Below are 13,454 nucleotides of genomic sequence, written 5' to 3'. Positions count from 1 at the left end.
AGCGCTGATCGCCCGTCGGCCCGCCCGGTCACAGGGCCCGGCGGCGGACCAGCAGTCCGAGCACCACCAGGCCCGGCAGCAGCGGCAGCCACATGGTCAGCAGCCGGTAGCCGAGCACCGCGGAGGCGGCCGCGGCGGCCGGGGTCCCGGACGCGGTCAGGGCGAGGGCGAGGGCCGCGTCCAGCGAGCCGAGGCCGCCCGGAGTGGGCAGCAGCGCGGCGGCGCCGCTGGCCGCGAGGTACAGCAGCGCCACCCGGGCCGGGGACAGCGGGAGCCCGACCGCCCGGGTCACCGCGATCAGGACCAGGGAGTGCAGCGCGGCGAAGGCGGCCGAGCCGCCCCACAGCGCGGCCGCGCGGACGGGCCGGGTGTGCAGGTCCCTGATGTCGGCGGCGACGGCGGTCACCGCGCCCCGGCAGCGGGCCCACAGCCGGGCCCGGACCAGGACGGCGAGCAGGACGGCCGCGGCGGTCACCGCGAGGAGCACGGCGGCGGGCACGTGCGGGATCCGCAGCAGTCCCGGGCAGACCGGCGCGAGGGCGGCGATCAGGACCAGGCGGACCACCGCGCCGGCGGCGGCCTTGACCGCCAGGGCGGAGGCGCCGCGCCCCGCGGGGAGTCCGCAGCGCATCAGGAAGCGCAGGTTCACCGCGCCCGCGCCCAGCCCCGCGGGCAGCAGGTGGTTGGCGGCCGAGGCGGCGAACTGGGCGGCGACCAGGCGCCCGCCGGGCAGCCGGCGGGCGACCGCGCCCTGCTGGGCCAGGGCCGAGGACACCCAGGTCCCGAGCGCCGCCAGGGCCGCCACGAGCAGCCAGCCCTGGTCGGCGACGGCGAGCCGGAGCGCCCCGTGCCGCACGGTCGGCCAGTGCCGGGACAGCAGCCAGCCCGCGCCGGCCAGCAGCACGAGGCAGAGGCCGGTCTGCCAGTAGACACCTCGGCGGCCCGTGACGGGCGTGGCGTTCACGTTCGGGACCATCGAGGCACCCACCCCTGTTCCCCTACAGCTCGCAGGACCGTTGTCGGGCTTCAGGGACAAACACTGACAAATAAATGACAATTACTGTCGGAGGCAGCGCAGGTACGTCCATCCGAACGCAGGCACTACGCGCTGTAAGGTTGTGCCATGGCTGGCACAGGGTCCCGCGGCAGGGCGGAGCGGCGCAGCGCCGGAGAGCTGGAGAGCGAAGTCCTGGCAGCCCTGTGGGCCACCGAACGCCCCCTGACCCCGGCCGAGATCCAGTCGGAGATCGGCGGCGGACTCGCCTACAACACGGTCCACACCATCCTCAAACGGCTGTACGACAAGGGGCTGGTCCTGCGGGACGCCGACGGACGTCGCGGCGCCTACCGGCCGGCGAAGAACGCCGCCGAGCTGACCGCCGAGGCCATGCACGAGGCACTGGACCGCGGGCCCGACCCGATCGCGGCCCTCCAGCAGTTCGTGTCCGGGCTGAGCGCCGAGGAGGAGCGGGCCCTGCGCAACCTGTTCGCCGGAGGCGGCGCATGAGGTTCGACGTCTACACCCCGCTGCTGGTCGCCCTGCTGCTGCGGCCGGTCAGCACGGTGATCGGCCGCCGGGTCGCCCCGGGCCCGGCCGCGCGCGTGCTGACCTGGGCAGCGGTGGTGACCGCCGCCGCGACCACCTGGTCGCTGGTGCTGCTGACCACCGCCCTGCTGGGCGACGCGCCGCCGGTGGTCCGGGAGGCCCGCGAGGACGGCCGCCCGCTGACCGACCCGGTGCCCGGCGTGATCGGCATCGCCGCCTGTCTCGCGCTGGCCGTGGTGGTGTGGCGGGTCCAGCGGGCGGTGCGGGCCGAGCGCCGCACCCGGCGGGCGCTGAGGCGGCTGTGCGAGGGCCATCCGCGGGACACGGAACTGGTGGTGGCCGCCTGCGAGGTGCCGCGGGCGTTCGCGATCCCGGGCCGGCCGGGCCGGATCCTGGTCACCTCGGCGATGCTCGGCGCGCTGGCACCGGAGGAACGGCGGGTGCTGCTGGCCCACGAGCGGGCCCATCTGACGCACCGGCACGGCCGGCTGGTGACCGCGGCGACCCTCGCCGCGGCCGCCAACCCGCTGCTCGGCCCGGTCCGGTCGGCCGTCACCTTCCTGGTGGAGCGGTGGGCGGACGAGCGGGCGGCGGCCGAGGTCGGCGACCGGACGGCCACGGCCCGCGCGCTGGCCCGCGCCGCCCTCAGCACGGGCCGCGCCCGCCCGTCCTGCGCTCTCGGCTTCACGGACCGCGCGGTGACCCGCCGGGTCGCAGCGCTCCGGACCGGCCCGCCGCCCGCCCGGTGGCCGGCCGCGGCGGGCGTGCTCGCGCTGGGCGCGGCGGCCGCGCTGTTCGCGGCGGACGCCACGAGCGACCTGGTGGGGCTCCTTTTCCATGCGCTCACCTGAAAGGCCCTGCATTCAGGTCTTTTTGGAGACGCGAGGAACTGCGCGACCAGCCGCGGCGGTGGCCGCGGACGACCGTGGCGGAGTGCCGGTCCGCGGGGGCTGATCGCGCAGTTCCCCGCGCCCCTTACGGGGCGCTGGTCCTCATGCCGGGCGGGTCGGTGCCCGATGCGGGGGCTGCTGCGGGGCCGGTCCCGGGCGGAGCGGCGGCACCGCACGGACCGCCGGGCCGTCCGCGCCGACCGTCACCGGCTCCCCGTGGTGGTGCACGGTGAGCGGCGGCCCGGCCAGGAGCGTGTAGGTCGCCTTGTCCGCGCCGATCTCCACCCGCAGCCTGCTGCCGCGCAGTTGCAGGCTGAAGGCGAGCCGGCGCAGCCGCTCCGGCAGCCGGGGCGCGAAGCGGGCCCCGTCGTCGTAGTGGCGCATACCGCCGAAGCCGGCCACCAGCGCCATCCAGGTCCCGGCGAGGGAGGCGATGTGCAGTCCGTCGCGGGTGTTGTGCTCCAGGTCGTCGAGGTCCATCAGCGCGGCCTCGGCCGTGTAGGCGTGGGCCAGCGACAGATGCCCGGCCTGGGCGGCGACGACGGCCTGGCAGCAGGCGGACAGCGAGGAGTCGCGCACGGTCAGCGGCTCGTAGTACGCGAAGTTGCGGGCGACGTGCTCCTCGTCGAAGTAGGCCCCGCAGGTGTACATCGCCAGCACCAGGTCGGCCTGTTTGACGACCTGTTTGCGGTAGAGGTCGAAGTAGGGGAAGTTCAGCAGCAGCGGATACTGCTCGGGAGAGGTGTTGGCGAAGTCCCAGCGCTGGTAGCGGGTGAACCCGGCGTGCTGCTCGTGGACGCCGAGTTCGTCGTTGTAGGGGACGTGCACGGAGTCGGCCGCGTCCCGCCAGGCCGCGCTCTCCTCCGCGTCGACACCGAGCCGGGCCGCCTGCCGGGGATGGCGTTCGACCGCGTCGGCGGCGGCCAGCAGGTTCGCCCGGGCCATCAGGTTGGTGTAGGTGTTGTCGTCGGCGACCGCGCTGTACTCGTCGGGGCCGGTGACGCCGTCGATGTGGAAGGCGCCGCGGCTGTCGTGGTGGCCGAGGGAGCGCCACAGCCGGGCGGTCTCCACGAGCAGTTCGACGCCGGTGTCCCGTTCGAAGTCGGTGTCGCCGGTGGCGGCGACGTAGCGGACCACCGCGTCGGCGACGTCGGCGTTGACGTGGAAGGCCGCGGTGCCGGCCGGCCAGTACGCGGAACCCTCCGAACCGGCGATGGTCCGCCAGGGGAAGGCGGCACCGTCCAGCCCCAGTTGGGCGGCGCGCTCACGGGCGGCCGGCAGGGTGTTGTGACGCCAGCGCAGTGCCTCGGCGACGGCGTCGGGCGCGGTGTGGGTGAGGACGGGCAGCACGAACATCTCGGTGTCCCAGAAGGCGTGCCCGTCGTAGCCGGAGCCGGTCAGGCCCTTGGCGGGTATCGCGCGCTGTTCGGCGCGGGCCCCCGCCTGGAGCACGTGGAAGAGGGCGAACCGGACGGCCTGCTGGACCTCCTCGTCGCCGTCCACCTCCACGTCGGCGCGGGACCAGTAGTCGTCGAGGTAGTCGCGCTGGTCGTCGGCGAGTCCCTGCCAGCCCTCGTGCGCGGCGGCCGCCAGCGCGGCGTCCACCTGGTCGGCCATGGCGGGCAGCGAGCGCACCCCGGACCAGCCGTGGGCGACGAACTTCTCCACCCGCAGCCGCTCCCCCGGCTCCAGCACGGAGGTGACGGTCAGCCGGGCCACGTCGATGTCGCTCTCGGCGTCCGTGGTGGTCCCTCCGGGACCGGCGACCGTGTGGTCCGCGGCGACCGCGACGCGCAGGCCGCTGCGCCGGGTGCGGTGCACCAGGCGCAGCCGGCGCCCGGAGGCGAAGCCGTCCTCCTGCTCCAGCGGCGACTGGAGGGCCATGGCGGCGCGCGGGTCGCCGTCGGAGCCGGGCAGCTGCTCGTTGGCGACCAGCTCGGACTGGAGCACGATCCGGCAGCGCCGGTCGACGGCCTCCACCTCGTAGGCGACGGCGGCCACCGCCCGCTGGGTCAGCGACACCAGCCGGGTCGAGCGGACCCGCACGGTGGACCCGGCGGGCGAGGTCCACTCGCAGGTCCGCTCCAGCACGCCCCGGCGCAGGTCCAGCACCCGTTCGTGGGCGACCAGCCGGCCGTAGCGCAGGTCGAAGGGCTCGTCGTCGACGAGCAGCCGCAGGATCTTGCCGTTGGTGACGTTGATGACGGTCTGTCCGGACTCCGGGTAGCCGTAGCCGGCCTCGGCGTACGGCAGCGGGTGCACCTCGTGCACGCCGTTGAGGTAGCTGCCGGGCAGGCCGTGCGGCTCGCCCTCGTCGAGGTTGCCGCGCCAGCCGACGTGCCCGTTGGACAGCGCGAACACCGACTCGCTCTGCGCGAGCACGTCGAGGTTGAGGGCGGTCTCGCGGACCGACCAGGGCTCCACGGCGTACGACCGTTGGGTGATCACTGCTTGCCTCCCAGCTCGGCGAGGTCCGGTACGACGGTGTCCGCGCCGTGCGCGTACAGGGCGTCCGTCTGCCCGACGCGGTCCACGCCGACGACGTACCCGAAACGGCCCGCGCGACCCGCGTCCATGCCGGCGAGGGCGTCCTCGAAGACGGCGGCGTGGGCGGGTTCGACACCGAGGTCGTGGGCGGCGGCCAGGAAGGTGTCCGGATGCGGCTTGCCGGGCAGGTGGCGTTCGGCGGCCACCACCCCGTCGACGCGGACGTCGAAGAAGTGCTCGGCGCCGATCGAGCGGAGCACGTCACGGCAGTTGGCGCTGGAGGAGACGATCGCGGTGCGCAGTCCCTGGGCGCGGACCGCCTCCAGGTAGCGCAGGGTGCCGTCGTAGGCCTCGACGCCGTCGGTGCGGATCTTCTCCAGGAGCAGTTCGTTCTTGCGGTTGCCGAGGCCGTTCACGGTGGCGGCGTCCGGCGGGTCGTCCGGGCCGCCCTCGGGCAGCCGGATGGAGCGGGACTCCAGGAAGGCGCGGACCCCGTCGGCGCGGGGGCGGCCGTCGACGTACTCGTCGTAGTCGGCGACCTCGTCGAAGGGCCGCTGGCCGTCGTAGCCGCGCAGGAAGGCGTCGAAGGTCTCCTTCCATGCCGCCGCGTGCACGACGGCCGTCTTGGTGACGACCCCGTCGAGATCGAAGAGGCAGGCCTGGATGGTGTCGGGCAGACCGAGTGCTGTCATGTCCGGCATCTTCCCCACCTGACGGCTTCCAGGGGGTGGTACACACCACAACCCGGGCTCGGTGTCACACTTTTTGCGTGCCGCTGACTTTCGACGACCTCCTCGACCGGGCCCGTTCACTCGCCGGACGCGGTCCGCGCGCGATCCTCGGCATCGCGGGCGGCCCCGGCGCCGGCAAGTCCACGCTCGCCGCACGGCTGGTGCGCGAGCTGAACGAGGGCGGTGAGCCGTGGGCCGCGCAGGTGCCCATGGACGGCTTCCACCTGGCCGACACCGAACTGGACCGGCTGGGCCTGCGGGACCGCAAGGGCGCGCCCGCCACCTTCGACGCGGCCGGCTACGCGGCGCTGCTGCGGCGGCTGCGGGAGGACACCGGCGAGGTGGTGTACGCGCCGGGCTTCGAGCGGGTCCTGGAACAGCCGCTGGCCGGCGCGATCCCGGTGGAGCCCGCAGTACGGCTGGTGGTGACGGAGGGCAACTACCTGCTGCTGCCGGACGGTGCCTGGTCGCGGGTGCGGCCGGCCCTGGACGAGGTGTGGTTCTGCGAGATCGACGAGGCCGAACGGATACGCCGGCTGGTCGCCCGGCACGAGGAGTTCGGCAAGGGCCACGAGGAGGCGGTGGCCTGGGTCGCGGGCACCGACCAGCGCAACGCCGACCTGGTCGCCGCCACCCGCGACCTGGCCGACCTGCTGGTCCAGGAGACAGCACTGGGCAGCGCCCCGTAGCCCCCGGCGAACCGCACGGCAGCGCCCCTTGGGGGCGCTGGGGGTACCCCCGGCCGAAGGCTGGGGGAGGAACTGCGCGACCAGCCACGACGACGCGGCACGTCACGACACGGCGCGCTCAGCAGCCAGTGAGGTCCAGCTCCAGAACCCCGTGCGCGTCCTCGGCCCCGATCACCGCCGTGAACGCCTCCGTGCGCACGGTCAGATCGCCCTCGAACGACGGCGTGAACGCCCCGCCCTCCCCGTACCGTACGGCGAACACGTGCAGGTGCGGCGGCGCGCCCGGCGCCGGTTCGGCCTCGTAGGCCGAGGAGGAGACCAGGTGGCGCCAGCCCGCGTCCGGGTCGCCGTACCCGCGCGGGTCGGCGGCGAGCGCGAACGCGGCCTGCTCCTGGGTGAGTTCGGCACGCGCGTCGAAGTGGTCGGCGCCCGGCCGCGCGGGATGGGTGAGGCGCAGCCCGCCCGCCGCGGCGATCCCGCCCTCGGCGACCCGGCGCACCCGGTCGCCGTCGTCGGCCGCGTACGGCAGCCCGGCCAGCAGGTACGGCGTCCCGTCGAGCCGCTCCACGGCCACCGTCACCCACAGCCGGGTGCCGTCCGTGACGTACAGCGAGCGCACATGGCGCAGCACCTGGTCGCGGCCCACGACCGGTTTGCCCACCAGCTTGGCGGCCAGTGAGCCGGCGCGCACGTCCCGGACCCGGACCTCGCCCATCGGCCGGCAGTACAGGAAGCCGTCCAGGACCGGCCCGAAGCCGTGCTGCCGGTTCACCGCGGCCGGCAGGTGATAGGTGCCGCCCGCCTCGACCAGCGAGGGTGTCATGCGGTGGTCGAACGCCACCGACACGGATCCGGACCGGAGTTGGTGGCGGGCCGGGGAAGCCGACGGGGTGCGGTGCCAGGGGGTGGTGTCCTGGATCTGCCAGACGAGCATCCAGGCGAAGTGCCCGTCGACACCGCCGTCCGCCTTGACCGCGTGCCGGCCCCAGCGGGTGTCGCCCCGGTAGCGGCCGAGGTCGGAGCCGATCCGGGCGCCGAAGTAGCGCAGTCCGAGGACGGACTCGAAACCGGAGTGCTGTTCGCTGTAGCGGGGGCCGCCCTGGTCGAAGCCGCCGTTCGGCAGGCGGGCGTCGAGGTAGCGGGCGAGCGCGTCGCCGTCCTCCGCGAACATCGGCTCCCCGCTGGTGCGGTGGGCCTGGGCGAGGAAGGACAGGGAGATCGGGCCGTAGTTGTTGTCGTAGGCGCCGCCGTGCTCGGGAGGCAGCAGGGCCCCGCGGTCCAGGACGCGGTGGGCGCGGATCCGGTCCCGGTACAGGGCCAGCGCCCGTGCGCGGACCGCTTCGCCGTCCTCGGCCGGCAGGTGCCGGGCCAGCATCAGCCCTGCGACCACGCAGCCGATCGCCTGGTTGCCCGCCTCCTGCGGGTTGAAGAAGGTGGCCTCGGTGAGCCAGCGCCAGTAGCCGCGACTCAGCTCGGCAAGTTCGGCGCGCTGCGCGGCGTCGACCAGGCCGTCCGCGAGGTCGAGGACGTCGACCGCCTGGAGCAGCGCCCACACCGTGCTGGGCCAGTCCCCGATCGGGTGCGCTCCCGGTGCGAGGACGTAACGGGCGTACGGGAGGCCAAAGTCGCGGACCGTGAGGTTCGGGTAGCCGGGGTTGTCCTCGGTGTACACGCGCTCGCGCAGGTGGAAGGCGAGGCTGCGGTGCACGGCCTCGGGCAGCCGCGGGTCCCTGGTGCGCTGCCAGGCAAGTGCCAGCAGCGAGGTGATGCCGAGCGAGGTGTCGCCGATGTCGTCGTCGGCGTCCGGGTGTTCGAGGCTGCCTTCGGGGGTGAGGCGGGAAAGGGCCTGCTCCACGATGTCGGCGAGGACGGCGTCGTAGGCCTCGGGCGTGGCCGGCAGGTCGTGCAGCGGGCCGAGCTGGCGCGGGAGGTGCATGGGTGGATCAGCCCTTCATGCGGGGGTGGCCTGGGTGTGGTGTGCCGGGGTCGCACGGCGGGCGCGCAGGGTGAGGGTCAGGGTGTGCGGGCCGGCTCCGCCGAGGAGGACGCGGTCGCCGGTGGTCGCGTCGGTGCCGCCGGCCACGGTGTGGTCCTGCCCCGGGTCGTACCGCAGCAGGTCGCCGCGGTCCGGTCCGGCGAGCGGGCCGCCCGCCTCGACACGGGCCTCGGCCCGGATCTCGTCGTCACCGGCCCGGTACGTCATGGGCACGGCCGTCAGGCACCAGCGTCCGTCGCCGAGCGGCAGGGCGCCCAGGGGCACGCCGCCCGGCCGGAAGGTCAGTTCGAGGGCCCAGGGCACCGGTGGTCCCTCGACGGCGATCCGCAGGTCGATGCCGTCCTCCCGCAGCTCCGCGTCGATCCGGGTGGTCTGGGAGACCTCGTTGCGGGGCCGGTCCGGGAAGGCCATGGCGGCGGAGAAGCGCCCTTCGTCGGTCATGCGGTAGGCGCCGTCGGGCCGTCGTCGCGGCGGCGGCAGCGGCTGGTAGTAGGCGGCGGTGAGGGTTTCGGTGAGCCGGTACCGGTGGTCGCCGAGCCGGCGCATCGCGGCGGCCCGGAACGGGCCCAGGTCGAAGAATCCGCGGGAGAGGCGGACCGCGTCGAGGACGGCGTCGCCGGCGAACAGGCGCAGGAAGGTGGGGTTGCGGGCGAGGCCCGAGCGGACGCGCCGGTGCTCGGGCACGTCGGAGCCGCCGTACAGGACGCCGTGCGCGGTGGCGGAGACCCGTGAGGCCAGGCGCGCCGTGCTGAAGTACCGCGTGCGGGAGGGTGGTTCGGGTGCCGGTGGCGGCAGGGTGCGGCACAGGTCGGGGGTGAGGAGGGTCTCGGCGAGCAGGCCCGGATCGTCGATGCCGCCGGCCGCCGCCGTGCGGGCCGCCCGTCCGAGGTCGCCCCGGCCGGTGCGGATCGCGAGCAGCCGGTAGTGCGGCAGGTACGGCGCCAGCGGGAACGGGCCGTGCTGGTCCTGCCGTCGTGAGTGGACGGTCTCCACGGTGCCGTCCGGTCTGATGAGGTCCAGAGTCGCGGTGAGGTGGCGTTCGACGGCGTCCCGCAGGTCGGTGCGGCCGAGGACGTCGGCGAGCAGCAGCAGCGACGGGTTGGTCACGTGGGCCGCGTAGAGGGCGCTCCGCTCTGAGTACAGGCCCTCCGCGTCGATGTCGACGCCCTCGGCCAGCCATGCGTCGATCCGGTCGGTCAGCCGGGGGTCGGGGAAGGATCGGTGCAGCCGGGCGAGGGCGGCGCACAGTTCCCAGCGGTGGTTGGGCGTGTGCACCCCGCCGGTCCGCAGGCCGTCGGACGCCGCACCGGCGATCTCGGCGAGGACACCGGCCACCTCGCGCAGTTGTGGCCCCGCGTCCGCGGCGAGGAGGTGCGCGTCGCACACGTCGTTGACGGTGAACGCGGAGTCCGGTGGTGACTGCACGTTGTCGCCGCCGGCGAAGAGCCCGGTCGCGGTCTGCGCGGCGCGCAGGGCGCGGAGGTGGACCGTCGCGGCGGCGAGGGCCCGCTCGCTGCCGTGCAGGGCCGAGTCGGGTGAGCGGTAGGCGGCGACCAGGGTCCGCACCCGGCGGGCCAGGGCGCGGTGGGTCACGCCGGCGGGGCGCCGCTCGGCGGCGGCCGCCAGCGGGACGGCCTGCCCGTCGGCGGCGCCGGCCACCGCGCGGACGAACTCGGTGTCGAGCGGGGCGGGCACGGTCAGTCCTTCAGTCCGGCGTTGATGTCTGCGCTCATGACGTACCGCTGGAACACCAGGAAGACAAGGATCAGCGGGATCATGGAGATGACGGAACCGCCGAGCAGCACCGACCAGTTGATGTTCTGGGCCCCGACGAGGCTCTGGATGCCGATCTGCACGGTGAACTTGTTCGGGTCGTTGAGCATGAGGAGCGGCCAGATGTAGTCGTTCCACCGCCACTGGAACGACAGGATGGCCAGCGTCAGCATGATGGGCCGCGAGATCGGCACCATGATCCTCAGGAAGATCGACAGTTCACGCGCGCCGTCGATGCGGGCGGCCTCGACGAGTTCGTCGGGGACCGTCAGGAAGAACTGGCGGAACATGAAGCATCCGGTCGCGGTGAGCACGGCCGGGAGGATGATCCCGCCGAAGGAGTTGTAGAGGCCGAGGTCGCGGACGACCAGGAACTCGGGGGCGAGCATGACCTCGGACGGCAGCATCGTGGTGGCCAGGATGCAGAGGAAGAAGAACTTGAGCCACTTGTTGTCGTACTTGGCGAGCGCGTAGCCGGTGCAGCAGCTCACTCCCACCGTAAGGATCGTCGTGATCACGCACACGAGGGCCGTGTTGACGAAGTACTGGGAGAAGTTGGCGCTGTCCCAGGCCGCCCGGTAGCCCGACAGGGTGGGATGGTGCGGGAGCACCGTCAGGGGCAGGGAGAACAGGTCTCCGGCCGGCTTGAAGGAGCTGAGGACGAACCACAGCACGGGCAGCCCGTAGAGGGCGGCCAGGATCCACAGCAGGGTCGTCGCGGGTACCGCGCGCCGCAGGCCGCCGTCGCGTCCGCCGCGCGGCCGCTTCCCGGAGGCGGCCTTCGCGGAACCCGCACCGGCCGGACGCGGTGTGTCGGTGACGGTCATCGGTTCTCCATCCGCCGGTTGGCGACCAGCTGGACGACCGCGACGGCCATCAGGATGAGCATGAGCACGAACGACGCGGCGCTCGCGTAGCCGATCTGGCCCCGGTTGAATCCGGTCTGGTAGATGTACTGGACGAGCAGGTTGTTCGAGGTGCCCGGTCCGCCGTTGTTGAGGGAGACGAACAGCGGGTACTCCTTCATCGCGTTGATCGTGTTGAGCAGGATGACGATGAAGGAGGTCGGCGCGATGCTCGGCAGCGTGATGCTGACGAACTGGCGCCAGGGGCCCGCGCCGTCGAGGGCGGCCGCCTCGTAGTACGAGGTGGGCACGTTCTTGATCGCCGCGATGAACAGCAGCATCGAGAAGGCGGTTCCCCACCAGGCGCCGGCCATGACGACCACGCCCAGCGACAGGTCCGCGTTCGACTGCCAGGCGATCGCGTGCCCGCCGAGCTTCTCGACGACGTAGTTGATCAGCCCGAAGTTCTCGCCGAACAGCCAGCGCCACAGGACGCCGACGACGATGGGCGAGATCAGCCACGGGACGAAGAAGACGACGCGGGCGATCGACGCGCCCTTGGCCTGCCGGCTCACCACCAGGTTGGCGATGAGGAGCGAGAGCACGAAGTTCAGCGGGACGACGAGCACGGTGTAGAGCAGCGTGCGGAACAGCGCGTCGTAGAAGGTGGAGTCGCCGAACAGGTTCTGGTAGTTGTCCAGTCCGATGAACCGGAACGCCCCCACGCCCGTGTAGTCCGTGAAGGAGTAGACGAGTCCGATCACCGCCGGCCACACGAAGAACAGCGCGAACAGCACCACGTTGGCCGCGACGAGGACGAGCGGCGCGAGGGTGTAGGTGGTGCGTCGCCTGGGCGGGCTCCCGGACGCGTCCGAGGCGCGTTGTGTCATCTTCCTGACTCCGTGCTGTGGGAAGGGGTTGCTGCGGGCTCACGCCAGGGGTCCGGCGCCGTGCGGGCGGCGGGGCCGGGCGGCGGCGCCGGCACCGCCGCCCGGCCCCGTCTGCTAGGACCCGCCGCCGACCTGCTGGTTGTAGCCGGCCACGATGTTCTCCAGGGCCTTGTCGGCCGACTGCTGGCCGTTGATCGCCTTGCCGAGTTCCGTCTTGGTCGGATCCTCGGTGAGGCTCTTGCCCTTCAGCACCCACGCCGTCTGCGCGCTGTTGAAGTAGCCGGAGATCGGGGCGTAGAGCGGGATCTCCTCGTTGTAGAGCTTGAACGCCGCCTGCGCGGCGTCGGAGGTGAAGGGGTACTTGGGGTCCAGTCCGCTCTCGACGGGCAGGAACCCGGAGGTCTCGACCAGTTCGGTGTACTGCTTCGGGTCGTACACCCAGGTCATGAACTTCTTCGCGGCGGTGGCCGCGGCGCCGTTGTTGTCGAAGCCGACCATCATGCCGCCGCTGTTGACGTCGCTGGCCTGCACGGGCTGGGCGGGGGTCGGGACGCTCGCCCAGTCGAACTTCTTGATGCTGTCGGCGAAGGCGGCGACCTGCCACACGCCGGACCAGTAGGCGACCACGTCACCGCTCTGGAACATGGCGGACGGGTCGGCGCCGCTGGTCCACACCGACTTCGGCATGGTCTTGTCGTCGTTGAGCCCGACGAAGTACTTCACGGCCTTCTTGGTGGCGTCGTCCACCGAGAAGGTGCCGGAGGAGTCGGCGTGGACGTACGTGCCGCCCATCTCGTACACCATGGCGCGCAGCCGGGACGGCGACTGGTCGAAGGTGAGGGAGTACTTGGCGCCGGTCTTCTCCCGGACCTTGTCCGCGGCGGCGATGAACTCGGTCCAGGTCCAGGTCTTCGACGGCGAGGACGGCACGGCGACGCCGGCCTTCTCGAACAGCGTCTTGTTGATGAACAGGCCGGAGGCGGTGACGTCCGAGGGGATGGACAGCACCTTCCCCGACGAGTCCTTGGCGAGGAAGTTCGGGTTGATGCGGTAGCTCTTGTCGTCGGCGATGGAGCTGAGGTCGATCAGCTTGTTCGACCAGATCGGGTCGAGCGCCGGCACGTCGGCGACGTCGGGCAGCGAGTTCGCCTGGGCGGCGTTGTGCAGCTTCGTCGGGTAGCCGTCGTAGGGGATGTTGACGAGCTTGACGTCGACGCCCGTCTCCTTCTTGTACTGCGCCACCAGCTTCTTCCAGCCCGCGTCCTGTCCCGGGACGGTGGAGATCCAGAACGTCAGGGACTTGGCGTTCCCGCCGGATCCGGAGCCCGAGCCGCAGGCGGAGAGCAGCAGGGCGCCTGCCGTGGCGACGGCAGCGAGGGGAACCAGGCGGCGCACACCGCCGCGGCCGAGCCGGCGGGAGCGCCGCACACCCACAGTGGTCATCTTCGATCCCATTTCGTCAGAGGGACGGAGCACGGCGCCGACCGAGGCGGCACGGGTGCATTGTGGTGGAAAGTCCGCTTTCCGGGGGGCGCGGCCTCGCCCGGCCGCATCGTCCACGCGGGGCGGGATCCCCGGCCGTCCTGGCCGTCACCGCACGGGCACGC

11 protein-coding genes are annotated in these 13,454 nt (G+C 73.0%); 3 read left to right on the top strand and 8 right to left on the bottom strand.

Going from position 1 to position 13,454, the window contains the following annotated elements:
• Positions 1–28: 28 nt before the first annotated feature.
• A complete protein-coding gene (locus tag ACIQOE_RS34285) occupies positions 29–976 on the bottom strand; it encodes a lysylphosphatidylglycerol synthase domain-containing protein (RefSeq protein WP_365558678.1) in 948 nt (315 codons plus the stop codon).
• Between the two features lie 147 nt (positions 977–1,123).
• Between ACIQOE_RS34285 and ACIQOE_RS34280 the strand changes: the two genes are divergently transcribed.
• Positions 1,124–1,507 (top strand): BlaI/MecI/CopY family transcriptional regulator, encoded by a 384-nt coding sequence (locus ACIQOE_RS34280; RefSeq protein ID WP_351323859.1) that lies wholly within the window; start codon positions 1,124–1,126, stop codon positions 1,505–1,507.
• Positions 1,504–2,397 (top strand): M56 family metallopeptidase, encoded by an 894-nt coding sequence (locus ACIQOE_RS34275; RefSeq protein ID WP_399009254.1) that lies wholly within the window; start codon positions 1,504–1,506, stop codon positions 2,395–2,397. Before ACIQOE_RS34280 ends, ACIQOE_RS34275 begins: the two co-directional genes overlap by 4 nt.
• Positions 2,398–2,538: 141 nt before the next feature.
• Here the strand turns inward: ACIQOE_RS34275 and ACIQOE_RS34270 are convergent, their stop codons facing one another.
• Positions 2,539–4,884 carry a glycosyl hydrolase family 65 protein gene (locus tag ACIQOE_RS34270; protein WP_351323862.1) on the bottom strand — a complete coding sequence of 782 codons (2,346 nt, stop codon included), beginning with the start codon at positions 4,882–4,884 and terminating at the stop codon, positions 2,539–2,541.
• Positions 4,881–5,615: a beta-phosphoglucomutase family hydrolase gene (locus ACIQOE_RS34265; RefSeq protein ID WP_365558685.1), complete on the bottom strand. Its 735-nt coding sequence runs from the start codon at positions 5,613–5,615 to the stop codon at positions 4,881–4,883. Before ACIQOE_RS34265 ends, ACIQOE_RS34270 begins: the two co-directional genes overlap by 4 nt.
• Before the next feature lie 77 nt (positions 5,616–5,692).
• Between ACIQOE_RS34265 and ACIQOE_RS34260 the strand changes: the two genes are divergently transcribed.
• Positions 5,693–6,343, top strand: a complete 651-nt coding sequence (locus tag ACIQOE_RS34260) for a nucleoside/nucleotide kinase family protein (RefSeq protein ID WP_351323866.1) — start codon at positions 5,693–5,695, stop codon at positions 6,341–6,343.
• A 118-nt stretch (positions 6,344–6,461) separates the two neighbouring features.
• On the opposite strand, the gene ACIQOE_RS34255 is transcribed toward ACIQOE_RS34260, so the two are convergent.
• The 5 genes from ACIQOE_RS34255 to ACIQOE_RS34235 form a co-directional block, all read right to left on the bottom strand.
• Positions 6,462–8,279, bottom strand: a complete 1,818-nt coding sequence (locus tag ACIQOE_RS34255; protein ID WP_401415623.1) for a hypothetical protein — start codon at positions 8,277–8,279, stop codon at positions 6,462–6,464.
• A 15-nt stretch (positions 8,280–8,294) separates the two neighbouring features.
• The gene (locus ACIQOE_RS34250; protein WP_401415621.1) at positions 8,295–10,034 is read right to left on the bottom strand and encodes a hypothetical protein; all 1,740 of its coding nucleotides are present in this window, start codon (positions 10,032–10,034) and stop codon (positions 8,295–8,297) included.
• 2 nt (positions 10,035–10,036) lie between these two features.
• Positions 10,037–10,939 (bottom strand): carbohydrate ABC transporter permease, encoded by a 903-nt coding sequence (locus ACIQOE_RS34245; protein WP_362166449.1) that lies wholly within the window; start codon positions 10,937–10,939, stop codon positions 10,037–10,039.
• A complete protein-coding gene (locus tag ACIQOE_RS34240) occupies positions 10,936–11,847 on the bottom strand; it encodes a sugar ABC transporter permease (RefSeq protein ID WP_365558697.1) in 912 nt (303 codons plus the stop codon). The genes ACIQOE_RS34245 and ACIQOE_RS34240 overlap by 4 nt, the downstream gene beginning before the upstream one ends.
• A gap of 114 nt (positions 11,848–11,961) precedes the next feature.
• Complete coding sequence (locus ACIQOE_RS34235) at positions 11,962–13,290, bottom strand: ABC transporter substrate-binding protein (protein ID WP_401415618.1); 1,329 nt, start codon at positions 13,288–13,290, stop codon at positions 11,962–11,964.
• Positions 13,291–13,454: the final 164 nt, after the last annotated feature.

Source organism: Streptomyces sp. NPDC091282, from assembly GCF_044757385.1.
Lineage (GTDB): Bacteria > Actinomycetota > Actinomycetes > Streptomycetales > Streptomycetaceae > Streptomyces > Streptomyces gramineus.
This window is presented reverse-complemented; position numbering and strand designations above follow the sequence as displayed.

Coding starts and splice junctions, on each gene's coding strand:
- ACIQOE_RS34285 (WP_365558678.1), bottom strand. CDS start 976: ATGGTCCCGAACGTGAACGCCACGCCCGTCACGGGCCGCCGAGGTGTC.
- ACIQOE_RS34280 (WP_351323859.1), top strand. CDS start 1,124: ATGGCTGGCACAGGGTCCCGCGGCAGGGCGGAGCGGCGCAGCGCCGGA.
- ACIQOE_RS34275 (WP_399009254.1), top strand. CDS start 1,504: ATGAGGTTCGACGTCTACACCCCGCTGCTGGTCGCCCTGCTGCTGCGG.
- ACIQOE_RS34265 (WP_365558685.1), bottom strand. CDS start 5,615: ATGACAGCACTCGGTCTGCCCGACACCATCCAGGCCTGCCTCTTCGAT.
- ACIQOE_RS34255 (WP_401415623.1), bottom strand. CDS start 8,279: ATGCACCTCCCGCGCCAGCTCGGCCCGCTGCACGACCTGCCGGCCACG.
- ACIQOE_RS34245 (WP_362166449.1), bottom strand. CDS start 10,939: ATGACCGTCACCGACACACCGCGTCCGGCCGGTGCGGGTTCCGCGAAG.
- ACIQOE_RS34240 (WP_365558697.1), bottom strand. CDS start 11,847: ATGACACAACGCGCCTCGGACGCGTCCGGGAGCCCGCCCAGGCGACGC.
- ACIQOE_RS34235 (WP_401415618.1), bottom strand. CDS start 13,290: ATGACCACTGTGGGTGTGCGGCGCTCCCGCCGGCTCGGCCGCGGCGGT.